The 13640-nt window shown below is 40.8% G+C and carries 13 protein-coding genes; 6 read left to right on the top strand and 7 right to left on the bottom strand.

Features of this window, described 5'->3' with window-relative positions; genetic code table 11:
* The first annotated feature begins 2 nt into the window (after positions 1–2).
* Positions 3–2519, top strand: coding sequence for a primosomal protein N' (gene priA, locus BFP97_RS02520; protein WP_139135159.1), 2517 nt, complete (start codon positions 3–5; stop codon positions 2517–2519).
* On the opposite strand, the gene BFP97_RS02515 is transcribed toward priA, so the two are convergent.
* A complete protein-coding gene (locus tag BFP97_RS02515) occupies positions 2516–3898 on the bottom strand; it encodes a cation:proton antiporter (RefSeq protein WP_069840905.1) in 1383 nt (460 codons plus the stop codon). The genes priA and BFP97_RS02515 overlap by 4 nt on opposite strands.
* A 213-nt stretch (positions 3899–4111) precedes the next feature.
* Between BFP97_RS02515 and folE the strand changes: the two genes are divergently transcribed.
* The 5 genes from folE to BFP97_RS02490 are packed head-to-tail and all read left to right on the top strand — an operon-like array spanning position 4112 to position 7999.
* The gene (folE, locus tag BFP97_RS02510) at positions 4112–4801 is read left to right on the top strand and encodes a GTP cyclohydrolase I FolE (protein WP_069840904.1); all 690 of its coding nucleotides are present in this window, start codon (positions 4112–4114) and stop codon (positions 4799–4801) included.
* Positions 4798–6309: a cysteine--tRNA ligase gene (gene cysS / locus BFP97_RS02505; protein WP_069840903.1), complete on the top strand. Its 1512-nt coding sequence runs from the start codon at positions 4798–4800 to the stop codon at positions 6307–6309. Before folE ends, cysS begins: the two co-directional genes overlap by 4 nt.
* A gap of 4 nt (positions 6310–6313) precedes the next feature.
* Complete coding sequence (dcd, locus tag BFP97_RS02500) at positions 6314–6832, top strand: dCTP deaminase (RefSeq protein ID WP_069840902.1); 519 nt, start codon at positions 6314–6316, stop codon at positions 6830–6832.
* Complete coding sequence (yidD, locus tag BFP97_RS02495; RefSeq protein WP_069840901.1) at positions 6832–7080, top strand: membrane protein insertion efficiency factor YidD; 249 nt, start codon at positions 6832–6834, stop codon at positions 7078–7080. The genes dcd and yidD overlap by 1 nt, the downstream gene beginning before the upstream one ends.
* On the top strand, positions 7064–7999 hold the full coding sequence (locus tag BFP97_RS02490; RefSeq protein WP_069840900.1) for a polysaccharide deacetylase family protein: 936 nt from the start codon (positions 7064–7066) through the stop codon (positions 7997–7999). Before yidD ends, BFP97_RS02490 begins: the two co-directional genes overlap by 17 nt.
* On the opposite strand, the gene surE is transcribed toward BFP97_RS02490, so the two are convergent.
* The 6 genes from surE to ribB all read right to left on the bottom strand — a co-directional run bounded on the left by surE (position 7996) and on the right by ribB (position 13596).
* Positions 7996–8772, bottom strand: coding sequence for a 5'/3'-nucleotidase SurE (gene surE / locus BFP97_RS02485; RefSeq protein ID WP_069840899.1), 777 nt, complete (start codon positions 8770–8772; stop codon positions 7996–7998). The genes BFP97_RS02490 and surE overlap by 4 nt on opposite strands.
* A gap of 111 nt (positions 8773–8883) precedes the next feature.
* Positions 8884–9708: a hypothetical protein gene (locus BFP97_RS02480; RefSeq protein ID WP_069840898.1), complete on the bottom strand. Its 825-nt coding sequence runs from the start codon at positions 9706–9708 to the stop codon at positions 8884–8886.
* A gap of 57 nt (positions 9709–9765) precedes the next feature.
* Positions 9766–10494 carry a hypothetical protein gene (locus tag BFP97_RS02475; protein ID WP_069840897.1) on the bottom strand — a complete coding sequence of 243 codons (729 nt, stop codon included), beginning with the start codon at positions 10492–10494 and terminating at the stop codon, positions 9766–9768.
* Positions 10495–10873: 379 nt separating this feature from the next.
* Positions 10874–11602, bottom strand: a complete 729-nt coding sequence (locus BFP97_RS02470; protein WP_069840896.1) for a hypothetical protein — start codon at positions 11600–11602, stop codon at positions 10874–10876.
* Between the two features lie 74 nt (positions 11603–11676).
* The gene (locus BFP97_RS02465) at positions 11677–12315 is read right to left on the bottom strand and encodes a hypothetical protein (RefSeq protein WP_170827388.1); all 639 of its coding nucleotides are present in this window, start codon (positions 12313–12315) and stop codon (positions 11677–11679) included.
* A 117-nt stretch (positions 12316–12432) separates the two neighbouring features.
* Positions 12433–13596 (bottom strand): 3,4-dihydroxy-2-butanone-4-phosphate synthase, encoded by a 1164-nt coding sequence (ribB, locus tag BFP97_RS02460; RefSeq protein ID WP_069840894.1) that lies wholly within the window; start codon positions 13594–13596, stop codon positions 12433–12435.
* Positions 13597–13640: the final 44 nt, after the last annotated feature.

Below are 13640 nucleotides of genomic sequence, written 5' to 3'. Positions count from 1 at the left end.
TATTGGGGGAACTACAACTTAATATTGATGCACCAGACAGTGGTGAAATCTACTTTGCAGATGTGGCATTGCCACTGCCTATTCCTCAATTATTCACTTACCGTATTCCTGATGAGTTCTTGGAGCTACTTCAGCCTGGCATCAGAGTTATTGTCCAGTTTGGACGTCAAAAGGTTGTAACTGGGATCATCGATAATATCCATCAGAATGCTCCTGAGATTTATGTAGCTAAGCCTATCCTAGATATTCTAGATGCTGAACCTGTCGTGACTAATCAACAAACACAGTTGATGAAATGGATGGCCGGTTACTATATGTGCACCTTAGGTGAAGTTTTAAATGCAGGCCTCCCCTCTGGACTGAAACTAAGCAGTGAATCAAGAATTCAATTACACCCCGATTGGGATTGGAATGACACGGACCAACCTTTGGATGATCGAGAGCTTATTTTACTGAACGCACTCGACAATAATGATTCACTCACCTATCGCGAAGCGGCCGACTCTTTGGGGCTAAAAAGTGCTTATAAGTACATTAAATCCCTGGTCCAAAAGGAGCTGATCATCATTTATGAAGAGGTCAAAGAGCGCTACAAACCAAAAAAGGTCAAGAAGATTCGCTTGAATCCCGACTTCTTGGAGTCAGAAGAGCATATGGAAGCGCTTTTCAAAAGCCTAGAAAAGCGACCCAAACAAACCGACATTCTGCTCCGATACTTACAGGAAGTACCCGTTTATCAATCACCTGAATTAAATGAGCTAGGCATTGACAAATCCCTCTTCAATGAAGCCGATCTATCTGTTTCTTCCCTCAATACGCTGATCAAGAATAGCGTCTTCGAAAGTTTTGAAGTAGTCATCTCAAGGTTCGGAGAATCCACTGAGCAAACTTTGAAAGAAGTCAATCTTACCGAGGAGCAGGAAAAGTCAAGAGATGAAATATTAGGCCACTTCAAGACTAAACCCACAGCACTCCTACACGGCATTACCGGAAGTGGTAAAACGGAAGTATACGTCAGCCTAATCCAAGATGCATTGGAAACTGGAAACCAGGTACTTTACTTGCTTCCCGAGATTGCCCTTACAGCACAGATTGTCAATAGGCTCCAAGCGGTTTTTGGAGACAGAATGGGTGTCTATCACTCTAAATTTTCAGATAACGAACGTGTAGAGGTATGGCATGGATTGCTCGAAGGTCGTTTCGATTTTATTGTTGGTGTCAGGAGCGCAATCTTCCTACCATTTAAACAGTTAGGTCTGATAATAGTGGACGAGAGCCATGAGAATTCCTATAAACAATTTGACCCAGCTCCGAGATACCATGCTCGAGATGTAGCAGTTTATTTGGCATATCTTCACCAAGGAAAAACCCTGTTAGGATCGGCAACTCCTTCTTTAGAATCTTATACCAATGCCTTGCAGGGAAAATATGGGCTGGTAGAACTGAATAATCGTTTTCATAATGCGCAACTGCCAGACATTCAAATTGCAGATATCAGAAGCGAGAAAAAGAAGAAAACGGCAATTGGTGATTTTACCTCTGAGCTTATTGGAGCCTTGAAAGAGGTGCTGGAGAAAGGTGAGCAAGCCATCATATTCCAGAACAGACGTGGCTTCTCTAATTATCTGACCTGCGAAGACTGTGGTTATATTCCCGAGTGTCCTCGTTGTGCTGTGAGCTTAACTTACCACCAATACAAGAACCAGCTCAACTGTCATTATTGTGGACACAAGCAACCTGTACCTCTGGTTTGCTCTGCATGTGGAGGAACACGTATCCATACAGTGGGCATTGGTACAGAAAAGATTGAAGAAGAACTGAAATTGATATTACCCGAGGCACGAATCCAGCGTATGGATCTAGAAACGACCAGAGCTAAATATGCTTATCAAAACATCATTCATGACTTTGAAAAGGGCAATATTGATATTCTGGTTGGTACTCAGATGGTGAGCAAGGGACTTGACTTTGACCGGGTGAGTTTAGTTGGTGTTTTTGACATTGATCGCATGATCCACTTCCCCGATTTCCGATCGCTAGAACGTACTTTCCAACTCGTAACGCAAGTGAGTGGTCGGGCTGGACGCAGGGATGTTCAAGGCAAAGTCATTATCCAAACAAGAGATCCAGATCAGGGAATTCTTCGGCTTATTCAAAATCATCAATTCCTCACTTTCTATCAAGGAGAGATGTTTGAGCGTGAGAAGTATGACTACCCTCCTTATACCCGAATGATTTTCCTTTTAGTGAGAAGCAAGGATAAAAAACTCACCAATGAGACGGCTCGTTTTCTCGCCAATATCCTGAAAGAAGACCTTGGTCAAAAAAGAGTACTGGGTCCTCAAGAACCCCTAATCAACAAGATCAGAGACAAATACTTGATGGATATCTACTTAAAAGTTGAACGAAAGTACAAGATTGAAGCCGTCAAGGATATTATCAAAGCTGCTCAAATGGAGTTACTCAAAAAGAAGGAGTTTGCTTCAGTTGAGGTGATAGTGAATGTGGACCCTTATTAATTTTCAGACTTTTCTTCAGAAGGTGAATCGCCAGGTTCCTCAGAATCCTCTTCATCATTTATAGCCTCTTTTGGGGCAACAGCCTCACTTTCGGCTTTTGCATCTTCACTCATTCTTGAAACAAAGTATGACACTTCACCGCTGCTTCCAGTCTGATTTAGTGCTTCGGCAATTACTTCTTCGGGCTCCTTTGGTGGCTCCACATTACTGTAACGCACAAGACCCCACGTCATAATGATGCTGGTAGCCAGAATTGTAATTAAAATAATATCGGAATTGAAAGTCTCAGATGCCAATTCTACAGGAATCGAAAAGAATAAAAGGACTGTAATCAAGCCTCTTGGAGTAATGAATAACTCAGGGAGAATACTTTTTTTAAGGAAGAATGCTTTGAGTAGCAGAAAACGCGAGGCATAAAACACAGCTACAATAATCAAACTCACACCAACAATTTCCAGGTCAAGAAGGGCCCTGAAATCAATGGTAGTTCCAAAAACTACAAAGAAAAATGTTCGGACTACAAAGGCTGATTCTCTTGTCACAAGGTGTAAATCTTTAAGCACCCCACTGATCATTTTAGCATCAAGCCATGTCTTTAATTTCCCAAAGAAGAATAGGTGTGTATTGTTCAGCAACAAGCCAAAAACAAGAATAATAACCAAAGAAGACAGGTGTAATTGCTTACCTATGGCGTAAAGCAAAATCAACACAGCAATCAACATAAACAGCTTCACATCCCCTACTATGCGTTGGAAAAGCATAACTAAGGCATAGCTGATAGCAATTGAAACTACTATCGTGATGACGATATTTCCGATAATACTATAAACGACCGTGCCCGTACTTTCAGCACCTACATTTTCTATCAGGAAGTAGAAGAACATGATTCCAAGAATATCAGAAAAAGTACTCTCGTAAATCATAAACTCCTTCTTGTCCTCGAACAGACTTGTAACACTGGGTATCACAATAGCACTACTCATAATTGAGAGTGGAACCGCATAGACTAATGAGATAATAGGATCTTCATGAAAGACCTGATTAATGATAAAGGATATGGCAAATGCACAGACCAACAAGGACAGCAAAGCCACCGTAAATGACTTCCAGATAATGGGCCATTTCTCTCTTGAAAGCTCTAAATCAATAGCAGCTTCCAGGACAATCATAATAAGCCCTACAATCCCAAGCACCTCTAAAGTACTGAATATCAATGCATCTTGATTATAGTCATTATAATCCATAACCAACTTAATACCCACACCCAAAAGGATCAGTAGAATTACGCTTGGTATCTTAGTACGCTTAGAAACAAAGTTGAATATGTGCGAAAAGATGATCACACAAGACAATGCTATAATGAGGTTGTACGCATTCATGGACTAATATTAGCTAATTAATCGCTTTGAAGGTGTACTAATAAAAAAATAAAATGAGTTGAAAGACAACATTTCTGCTTATTCACTCTTGGCATAAGGGACCACATTCTTTACCCCTTCACCGCTTCTATAACACACGAATTAATAGTACTTTTGCCAAACTTTTCTGTCTGGTGAGAGTACAATGACAGATAGCATAAGAACACCATTCAAATGGATAATAAAAACAAGACGTCAGAAGAATTATTGAGGGAGATTGAAGCGATGGGTGATGCACATATCATGTCATCAATCGCCACCCCATTGAGGGATGATGCATTTGATCTTTCTGATGCAGAGAAAATCGAGCTGATTCAAGGTTACTTCGAGAAGATCATGCACACTTTGGGGCTTGATTTGACTGATGATTCTCTTCAGGGAACTCCTAAACGAGTTGCCAAACTTTATGTCAATGAATTATTCAAGGGTCTCAATGAGAAGAATAAACCTTCCATGTCGACTTTTGAAAATAAATATCAGTACAAGGAGATGTTGGTTGAAAAAGACATCACTTTATACTCCAATTGTGAGCATCACTTCCTACCAATTGTTGGTAAAGCACACGTTGCCTATATACCAAATGGAAAAGTGATCGGCTTGTCCAAAATCAATAGGATCGTTGACTATTTCGCAAGAAGGCCTCAAGTTCAAGAGCGTTTGGCATTACAAATCCTGAACGAGTTGAAAGACGCCCTTAATACAGAGCATGTGGCTGTGTTTATAGATGCTGAGCACATGTGTGTCAGTTCTCGCGGAGCCTCAGATCAGTCTTCTTCTACAGTAACCGTTGAGTATAGCGGCAAATTCAAAGAAGAAAAAACCAGAAACGAATTTTTAGCCTATATCAACAATAAGTTGAAATGAAACTCTACGAACAGTACCCGGTAAGCGTTCAAAACACTCTCACTAAAAAGAAAGAAAAATTCGAGCCTCTTCACGAGGGAAGAGTGGGTATGTACGTTTGTGGACCAACTGTTTACAGTGATGTTCATTTGGGCAATGTTCGAACCTTCTCATCTTTTGACATCATCTTTAGATACCTGACCTACCTTGGATACAAGGTCCGCTATGTCCGAAACATAACTGATGTAGGACATCTCGTAGGCGATGCCGATGAAGGTGAGGATAAGATTGCGAAAAAAGCAAGGTTAGATCAACTCGAACCTATGGAGGTGGTGCAAAAGTACACCAATGGCTTCCATGATGTGATGCAGCTCTTCAATACCCTTCCTCCTTCTATCGAACCGACTGCTACTGGTCATATCATTGAGCAGATTGAGTTTATCAAGCAGATTATTGATAACTGCTATGCATACGAAGTAGATGGCTCGGTCTACTTTGATGTAAAAAAATATAATAACGATCAGCCTTATGGCGAACTCTCTGGAAGAAATGTAGAGGAAATGATGTCCAATACACGAGAGCTGGCCGGTCAGGATCAGAAAAAGAATCAGTTGGACTTTGCGCTTTGGAAGAAAGCTGAGGGCGGTCATCTTATGAAGTGGCCATCTCCATGGGGCGAAGGTTTTCCGGGATGGCACTTAGAATGCTCTGCGATGAGTACCAAATATCTTGGACAAGACTTCGATATACATGGCGGTGGCATGGACTTGAAGTTCCCTCACCACGAAGCAGAAATTGCTCAAAACAAAGGTTGCAGCGGTCATGGGGGGGCTAAGTATTGGGTCCATGGTAATATGCTCACAGTCAACGGCCGAAAAATGGCCAAAAGTGAGGGTAATGGATTTACTCCAGAAGAACTGCTTACAGGTAATCACAAACTACTTGAGCGCGGTTATAGCGCCATGACGGTCCGGTTTTTTATGCTTATGAGCCATTATGCCAGCACGCTCGACTTCTCAAACGAAGCGCTGCAAGCAGCCGAGAAAGGTTATAAGCGATTGATGGCCAGTGTTAATCTCATTGAGAAACTACCTACTGCTGGGACAGGAAAAGTTGATCAAGCCAAATCTGAGGCTTTCAAAGCCTTAATTGATAAGGCTCTGACAGACTTAAGTGACGACTTCAATACGGCTAAGGCAATTGCTTCATTATTTGAGATTTGCAGTCGTATCAATACCTTCTATCAAAAACCATCTGAACTGGCCGTTATAGACAAATCAGTGTTTGACGAGACCATTGGTCATTTCAGGGGCATTATCTCTGATGTTCTAGGTTTAAGAAACGAATTGATTGGTGGACAGGACGGAGCAGTATTGGATGGTGTAATGGAAGTACTGATAGAGCTAAGAAAGCAGGCTAAGTTTTCTAAGAATTACGCGCTCTCTGATAAAATCAGAGATGAACTGAAGGCAAGAGGTGTACAAATAAAAGATGAAAAAGGAGGCGGCATGTCCTACTCTATAGATTAATGCTATGATTCTATCAGGTAAGGAAATCAAAAGAGAAATTGGCAAGGGGATCAACATTGAGCCTTTTAGTGAATCTCAGCTCAATCCCAATAGCTATAATCTTAAGCTACATAATGAGCTGATGGTTTACTCGAATCCGGTTTTGGATATGAAACATCCAAACCCAGTCGAACCACTCACCATCCCTGAAGAAGGTCTCCTATTGGAAACTGGAAAACTCTACTTAGGGAGAACTGTTGAGAAAACTGAGACCTCGAAATTTGTCCCTATGCTAGAAGGTCGATCTTCTATCGGAAGACTGGGACTTTTCATTCACGTGACAGCCGGGTTTGGTGATGTCGGGTTTAATGGTTATTGGACCCTAGAGATTTTCTGTGTCCAGCCTATCAGAATTTATGCCGGAGTAGATATTTGTCAAATCTTTTACCATACGATTGAAGGAGATTTCGACACTTATAAAAACGGAAAATATCAGAACAACGAGGGTATCCAAGCCAGTATGCTTTATAAAGACTTTAAGTAATGAAACAGGTCATCAAGACCATATTCATTTTTCCTATTCGTGTCTATCAATATGCGATTTCTCCTCTGTTAGGAGCAAATTGCCGTTTTAATCCCACATGCTCAGCTTACACCGTTGAAGCCATCCAGGAATGGGGACCAATTAAAGGTATTTGGCTAGGGATGAAAAGATTTAGCAAGTGCCACCCCTGGGGTGGACATGGCTATGATCCTGTACCAAAAAAGTCTAAGGATGAAAATACTCAATAGCTCCATCTTAGTAGTAGTTTGTTCCTTACTTGCCTTTAATGCTTTCAGCCAGAAAAAGGTATCGCTTACGATAGATGATTTACCCGTTGTAAGTTATGGCATCAACACCCCTGCACACCTAAATGAGGTGACCGACAAACTCATCAGCACTTTCAAGCAGTATCAGGTTCCAGCCATCGGTTATGTAAATGAAATCAAACTCTATAGCAACGGTAAACGAGATAAGTTCAGCATAAGTCTTCTTGAAAAATGGCTATCAAATGGATATGAATTAGGCAATCACACCTATTCACATATAGATTACCATAAAGTCACTTTAGAGCGATTTTCAGAGGACTTTCTGAAGGGTGAAAAAATCATAAAGCCACTTGCGAAAAAGTACGACCAAGACATCAGGTTTTTTAGGCACCCTTTCCTTAGATCAGGAGAAACCAAGGAACGATCGGAGGCCTTGGAGGAGTTTATAAGGAGCAAAGGATACTTATCGGCACCAGTTACACTCAACAGCGATGATTATCTGTTTGCTCAGGCTTACGCACAAGCGTATAAAGAAAAGGACGAAACCGAAATGGAAACAATCGGCATCGCCTATATCGACCATACTGAAAAGAAACTCAAATTCTATGAATCATTATCGGAAGCCGTATTTGATCGAGCAATAGCTCACACCTATTTGATGCACGCCAATTTGCTTAATGCAGACTACTTAGACGAACTCTGTGATATGTTCAAAAAAAATGGATATACGTTCGTCTCTCAAAGCGAAGTACTAAAAGATCCGGCTTATGCAGAACCAGTAACTAAGTTCGGTAATTGGGGAATGTCTTGGCTATATCGTTGGTCGCTTTCAAAAGACAAAGGAAAGGCCTTGTTTGTAAAGGACATTCCGCTGCCAGCCTTCCTTAAAACACCTGATTAAAAATCCCAGTCATCATTGATCTGGGCGATCGCATGGTGAGCAGTTAGGTCATACTGACAAGGTACAACAGCCACATAGTTATGATCAACAGCCCAAACATCGGTATCTTCTCCCTTATCGTTGTTCACAAAGTTACCAGCCAACCAGAAGTAAGGTCTTCCATACGGATCTTTACGGTGATCAAACTCCTCTTCCCAATGCGCCTTGGCCTGGCGGCAAATTTTTATGCCTTTAATTCTCTCATTCTGTTTTGGTGGGAAATTGACGTTCAGGGCAACACCTCTGTTTAATCCATTCTTCAAAACTTGCTCCGCGATATGCTTTACAAAATCCTCAGTGTGAGAAAAATCAGCATCATGGGAAAAATCAGATAATGAATAACCTATGGCCGGAAAGCCTTCAATGGCTCCTTCAATTGCTGCGGACATGGTGCCAGAATACAGCACGCTTACAGCCAGGTTACTACCGTGGTTGATACCACTTACGACCAAATCAGGGTTTCTGTCTTTCAGCACATGATGTTTAGCCAGTTTCACACAATCAGCAGGTGTCCCAGAACACTCATACGCTTGGACATCCAAGTCGTCAAAGATTGAGGTCTTCACAAGCCTCAATGGCTGACCAATCGTAATAGCATGCCCCATACCAGACTGTGGACTATTGGGTGCCACCACGATCACTTCTCCCAAGGTACTCATCACTTCTACTAAAAAGCGAATACCATTGGAGGTTATACCATCATCATTAGAAACAAGAATAAGAGGCTTGGACATAGTGCAATTATTGAATTGCTCTAATTTCGAAACATTAGGCTTCTCAAATGCAACGATTCTTATCTTTTTATAAAATTAATTTGCGGGAAATATGAGTCAGACTTTGGCTGATCAGAGGTCTGGAATCACGTACAAAAGGTGTCTATTTCGTCTTAATTGATCAGGCACCAATACACCCGATGCCTTTTCATACAGTTGATTATATTCATGAAACAAGACTGCAATATCACCAGTTCGATCAAGTTTTAGTCTTCTTCTCTTCATGATCCCTTTTACTTCGGAGTACCTTTCTCTAAAAAAACTCAGAACATTCCTTCGATTTTTTTTAAGCAGTTTTACTTCTCCTTCCTCAGATATCACGTACAACTCCCTTTCTAAGCTCCTTCTATTGACAATTCTATCTTCGGTTATACTCCGTCTGACAGATTTATTACGATTTCCATCAAGATCGAAACGATGTTTACCCCTATATTGTCTTTTGCGACTAGGAACGGCTGACACCAGTATTCTTTCGCGCATCAATAGGTTTACCTCACCTTCAACAAGAAGTTCAAAGAACCCGGGACGCGCATATTCATTTTTAGTGGGCAACAGATAAGTATAAAAGGTTCGGTTCCTATCAGTATCTTGCTCTATAATCTTGAACTTTTCAACTTGACTTGCGGCAAAGGTCTTGATAACTTGGCCTGTCTTGACCTGAACAGCATCATGAACAAAATCATACTTGATCACCCCTTCAACGCTACCTTCATCAAAGAGAGTCACTGTACCCTCGTGCCATTTATCGGCTGAATACATTCTTTCTGACACACTTTTAGGGAAACGGACCTCCTCATTTCTAGGAGTTCTGGCATAAACCATATCCCGCATATTATTGATCTGAGCATCTAAGCCAAGAGAGGAGAAAATAAAGATAAGTGGTATCCATTTCTTCATACTTGTATTCTTTTGAATAATACATTATGACCTCAACTACCGAAAACTAGGAGAGAATTATTGATCAACCAGCTTATTGTACTCTTGAACCAGGGTGATGACATGGCGCATATCATACATATTAAGCTTCTCCTCTTTGACAATACTCTTTAATTCATCATGCTTGCCATCAAAGCCTTTGATCACACTACCTCGTCTTCTTTTGATTTCAGTAATTTTTCCCTTCGGATTGATCAGGTATAACTTTCTACTATAAAACACATTGCCTTTAACCCACCTGCTGAGTAAACTAGTATTGCCCTTAACAATCAGCTCAAACAATTTGGGGCTTTGAGAGCCTTTTTCTCCAGCATAAGGCAGACTGTAATAGACAGCTTTTTTTCTTTTCTCCCCAACACTAGCACTCGTGGCACCTGGCGATTCCTCAAAGATTTCTAACTTAGAAATATGGCTCTCTCTATAAATCCGAGTCTTACCCCCAACCTGCACTTGAATAATTTTCCTGGCACGATCATACCTTAAGGGCCCATCAAATCTTGCCCCATCTTCAAACAAGACCGTACCTGATTGCCAGAGAGAAGGAGAAGCTACCTCCCTACGTCTATGAGACCAAAGACTCCCTGCTAAATCACTTTCACCTGGTTCCCCAATCCAATTAATATTTCTATCTGCAGTCTCAGAGAGTTCTCTCCAACCATCGATCCAACCATCTAAATCTATGTTTTGAGCACTGAGCCCAAGAGAAATAAAAATAAGGCAAGCTGTTATCGAAATCTTTGTCTTCATCACGGTAAGGTTTTTTTGTGAATACTCTATTTTCTTAATCTTTAGTCTAAACCATAAGCTTAAACCTTAAAGCCCTTGTTAAGAATTCTAGTTTCCTGATTGGTCAATTAAGACTTCTGTCACACAAGAGCAGAAATCTCATTCTAAAATTCTCTTACTATTATTAACAACGGTTATCATAGGTTTTGTTACAGAAAAAAACTGTTTTATACCAAAATAAATTATAGCCTAATCCATTCAATGCTTTTTACTGAGTCCTTTCATCAGAAAAGGTGAAAGTTGCCCATGATCTTCAAATTCAGGATAATGAAATGATCTTCTAAATAGGCTTGAATCCTTAGGGCTCAATATTTAGGAAAATAGATAATCGGATAAAGGCCTAATGCTCTTGAAGCTTGTTATACTCGGCTACCAATCGCATTACGTCCCCTATTTTATACATATCGAGGCGTTCGCGTTTCGCAAACAATTTTAACTCGTCATGTCTTCCATCGAAAGACGCTATAACTTGCCCTCTTCTCTTTTTAATCTGAGTAATCCCTCCATCTGAATCCCTAAGATAAAGCTTGCGATCTGAACTTCTGGTACCATAAACCCACCTTCTCAAAAGGCTAGTATTACCCTCCATCAACACCTCAAAGAGCTTGGGCCTTGCATAACCATTCTTACTACCGTATGGTAGGCTATAATATTTGGTTCTTTTTGCTTTTAGATTGGGGTTAGCCCACCGAAGTTGTGGCCGACTTTTGTAAATTTCAAAGGCTCGAATTTGATGTGCTGCCAATATTCTAGTGGTGTCTTTCGACTGAATTTGAACAACGTCCCTTTTTATATTGTGTTTGATAGCCCCTTTTAATAGACTCCCATCTGAAAGTAAAATGGTACCTGTATTCCAAACAGGAGGAAATGAAAAGGACCTGGCTCTTTTGCCATTACGACTCCTAAAGAGATCAGAGTTATTGGTATCAAAGTTTGGATTTACACCCCTGTTTCGCTGCTCCGCCAAGCCTCTCCAATCATCTATCCAACCATCCAAATCCAAACCTTGGGCACTAGCAAAAAAGGAAAAGAAAAAGAAACAAGCCGTAAGCGAAACCTTGACATTCATGATATTGGCTTTAGTATCTACTTTATTTCATCCTCAACTCAAAACTCAACTTCAGGATGCGCTTGAAGGTTTTCCTACTGCTCACCCAACTTGTTGTATTCTGCGACCAAAGTGGCTACATCATCAATGTTATTCATCTTAAGACGGTTGCTCTTGATGATCTTCTTCAAATCAGCGTATTTATCATCAAAGGAATAAATAACATCCTTCCTCTTTTTATTCAGAGATGTGATTTTACCTTTACTATTCATAAGAAACAGGTCGTGGTCCAATACCCTTACACTTCTACTGCCTCCATAAGGATTATATCTTAGTCCTCTGGAAAAGTAAGGGTCTCTCGGTGGACGTGTAGTAATTAAAATCATTTCTCTAGCAAGCAAGCTCGTCTCTCCCTCAAAGATCAGCTCGAAAAACTTAGGCCTTCGATAGCCATTTTTATTTAAATAGGGAATGGTATAAAATGACCTGAACCTGCCGATATCCTCTTGTAAAATTTTGAATTGTTGGATTTGATTGGCGGCAAAAGTTTGAACTTTATCATCCCGATTGACTTGAATTACATCACCGAGAATATCATACATTATTGTTCCTTGAATAGTATTTCCATCGGCTAATACCACTTCTCCCCTGTGCCACATTTCACTCGGAAACTGGAAGCCAAAGTTTTGAGCTTGAGCACTTAAGGCACTCAACAAAAAAACGTATGCAATCAATACCCTCATCCTATATAGTAACAACGTTATCTATACTTTTTGTTACAGAAAAAGGCTGCTTTTAGGGAAAAAATCAGCGAATTCCCGAGATGTATTGCAATCGAGCAATGATTTTGGCTAAGAAATCACATTTTGAGATGCACTTTGGCCTTTCAGTTCAACATACTCGGTGATCTCAAGACCATAGCCTATGATACCGATTCGTTTCTGTGGATTGTTAGATATTAACTTCAGCTTAGACACACCTAAATCCCTGAGAATCTGCGCACCCACTCCGTAGTCCTTTTCATCCATCTTGACACCAAACTTGCGGTTTAGTGGCTTATCAGTGATACCTTCTTTCTTCAGGGCTTGGATTTCATGGATCAATCGCTGGCCTCTCGCATTTTGGTTCATATAAAGTACGACACCCTTGCCTTCTTCTTCTATCATGCGCATGGCATATTTAATAGGATTACCGGCATCAAACTTGAACCCAAAAATATCTCCTAAGGTACTTGACGAATGCACGCGAACGAGCACCGGCTCATCTGGTTCCCATTCTCCTTTAACCACGGCCAAATGAATCTCTCCGGTATTGACTTGCTTATAGGCCTGTAAATGAAAATCGCCATACTCTGTTGGTAAATCAATTCCGATTTCCTTTTCTATGAGACTTTCATTTTCTAACCGATAGGAAATCAAATCTTCAATAGAAACCAACTTCAAGTCAAAGCGATCGGCAACGCCCTTTAAATCAGGGAGCCTTGCCATAGTGCCATCCTCATTCATAATCTCAACCAATACACCGCCAGGTTTCAGCCCTGCTAGTCGCGCAAAATCAACAGCTGCTTCGGTATGACCTGTTCTCCTCAAAACACCACCTTTTTTGGCCCTTAATGGAAATATATGACCTGGTTTACCTAACTCTTCCGGACGTGTTTCTGGATTGATCAATGCTTGAATTGTCCTTGATCTATCTGATGCAGAAATGCCGGTAGTACATCCATGCCCGATCAAATCAACTGATACAGTAAAAGGAGTTTCATAGGCAGCTGAATTATTCCTGACCATCAGATCGAGCCCTAGATCATTGCAACGATCTTCATATAAAGAAGCGCAAATGAGACCTCTACCATGTGTCGCCATAAAGTTGATGATCTCAGGTGTTACTTTCTCTGCTGCACAGATAAAATCCCCTTCATTCTCACGGTTTTCGTCATCCACAACAATGATCACTTCACCGTTCTTTATGGCTTCAATAGCCTCCTCAATGGTATTTAACTTGATTTCTTCAGCCATTCCTCTGATTTAAGCGATGCAAAGGTAATAAGTATATAATCGCT

This window comes from Roseivirga sp. 4D4 (genome assembly GCF_001747095.1).
In the GTDB taxonomy this organism is placed as follows: domain Bacteria; phylum Bacteroidota; class Bacteroidia; order Cytophagales; family Cyclobacteriaceae; genus Roseivirga.
This window is presented reverse-complemented; position numbering and strand designations above follow the sequence as displayed.

Excerpts from the sequence above, each read along its gene's own strand:
- BFP97_RS02515 (WP_069840905.1), bottom strand. The coding sequence starts at position 3,898 with ATGAATGCGTACAACCTCATTATAGCATTGTCTTGTGTGATCATCTTT.
- folE (WP_069840904.1), top strand. The coding sequence starts at position 4,112 with ATGGATAATAAAAACAAGACGTCAGAAGAATTATTGAGGGAGATTGAA.
- cysS (WP_069840903.1), top strand. The coding sequence starts at position 4,798 with ATGAAACTCTACGAACAGTACCCGGTAAGCGTTCAAAACACTCTCACT.
- dcd (WP_069840902.1), top strand. The coding sequence starts at position 6,314 with ATGATTCTATCAGGTAAGGAAATCAAAAGAGAAATTGGCAAGGGGATC.
- yidD (WP_069840901.1), top strand. The coding sequence starts at position 6,832 with ATGAAACAGGTCATCAAGACCATATTCATTTTTCCTATTCGTGTCTAT.
- BFP97_RS02490 (WP_069840900.1), top strand. The coding sequence starts at position 7,064 with ATGAAAATACTCAATAGCTCCATCTTAGTAGTAGTTTGTTCCTTACTT.
- surE (WP_069840899.1), bottom strand. The coding sequence starts at position 8,772 with ATGTCCAAGCCTCTTATTCTTGTTTCTAATGATGATGGTATAACCTCC.
- BFP97_RS02480 (WP_069840898.1), bottom strand. The coding sequence starts at position 9,708 with ATGAAGAAATGGATACCACTTATCTTTATTTTCTCCTCTCTTGGCTTA.
- BFP97_RS02475 (WP_069840897.1), bottom strand. The coding sequence starts at position 10,494 with ATGAAGACAAAGATTTCGATAACAGCTTGCCTTATTTTTATTTCTCTT.
- BFP97_RS02470 (WP_069840896.1), bottom strand. The coding sequence starts at position 11,602 with ATGAATGTCAAGGTTTCGCTTACGGCTTGTTTCTTTTTCTTTTCCTTT.
- ribB (WP_069840894.1), bottom strand. The coding sequence starts at position 13,596 with ATGGCTGAAGAAATCAAGTTAAATACCATTGAGGAGGCTATTGAAGCC.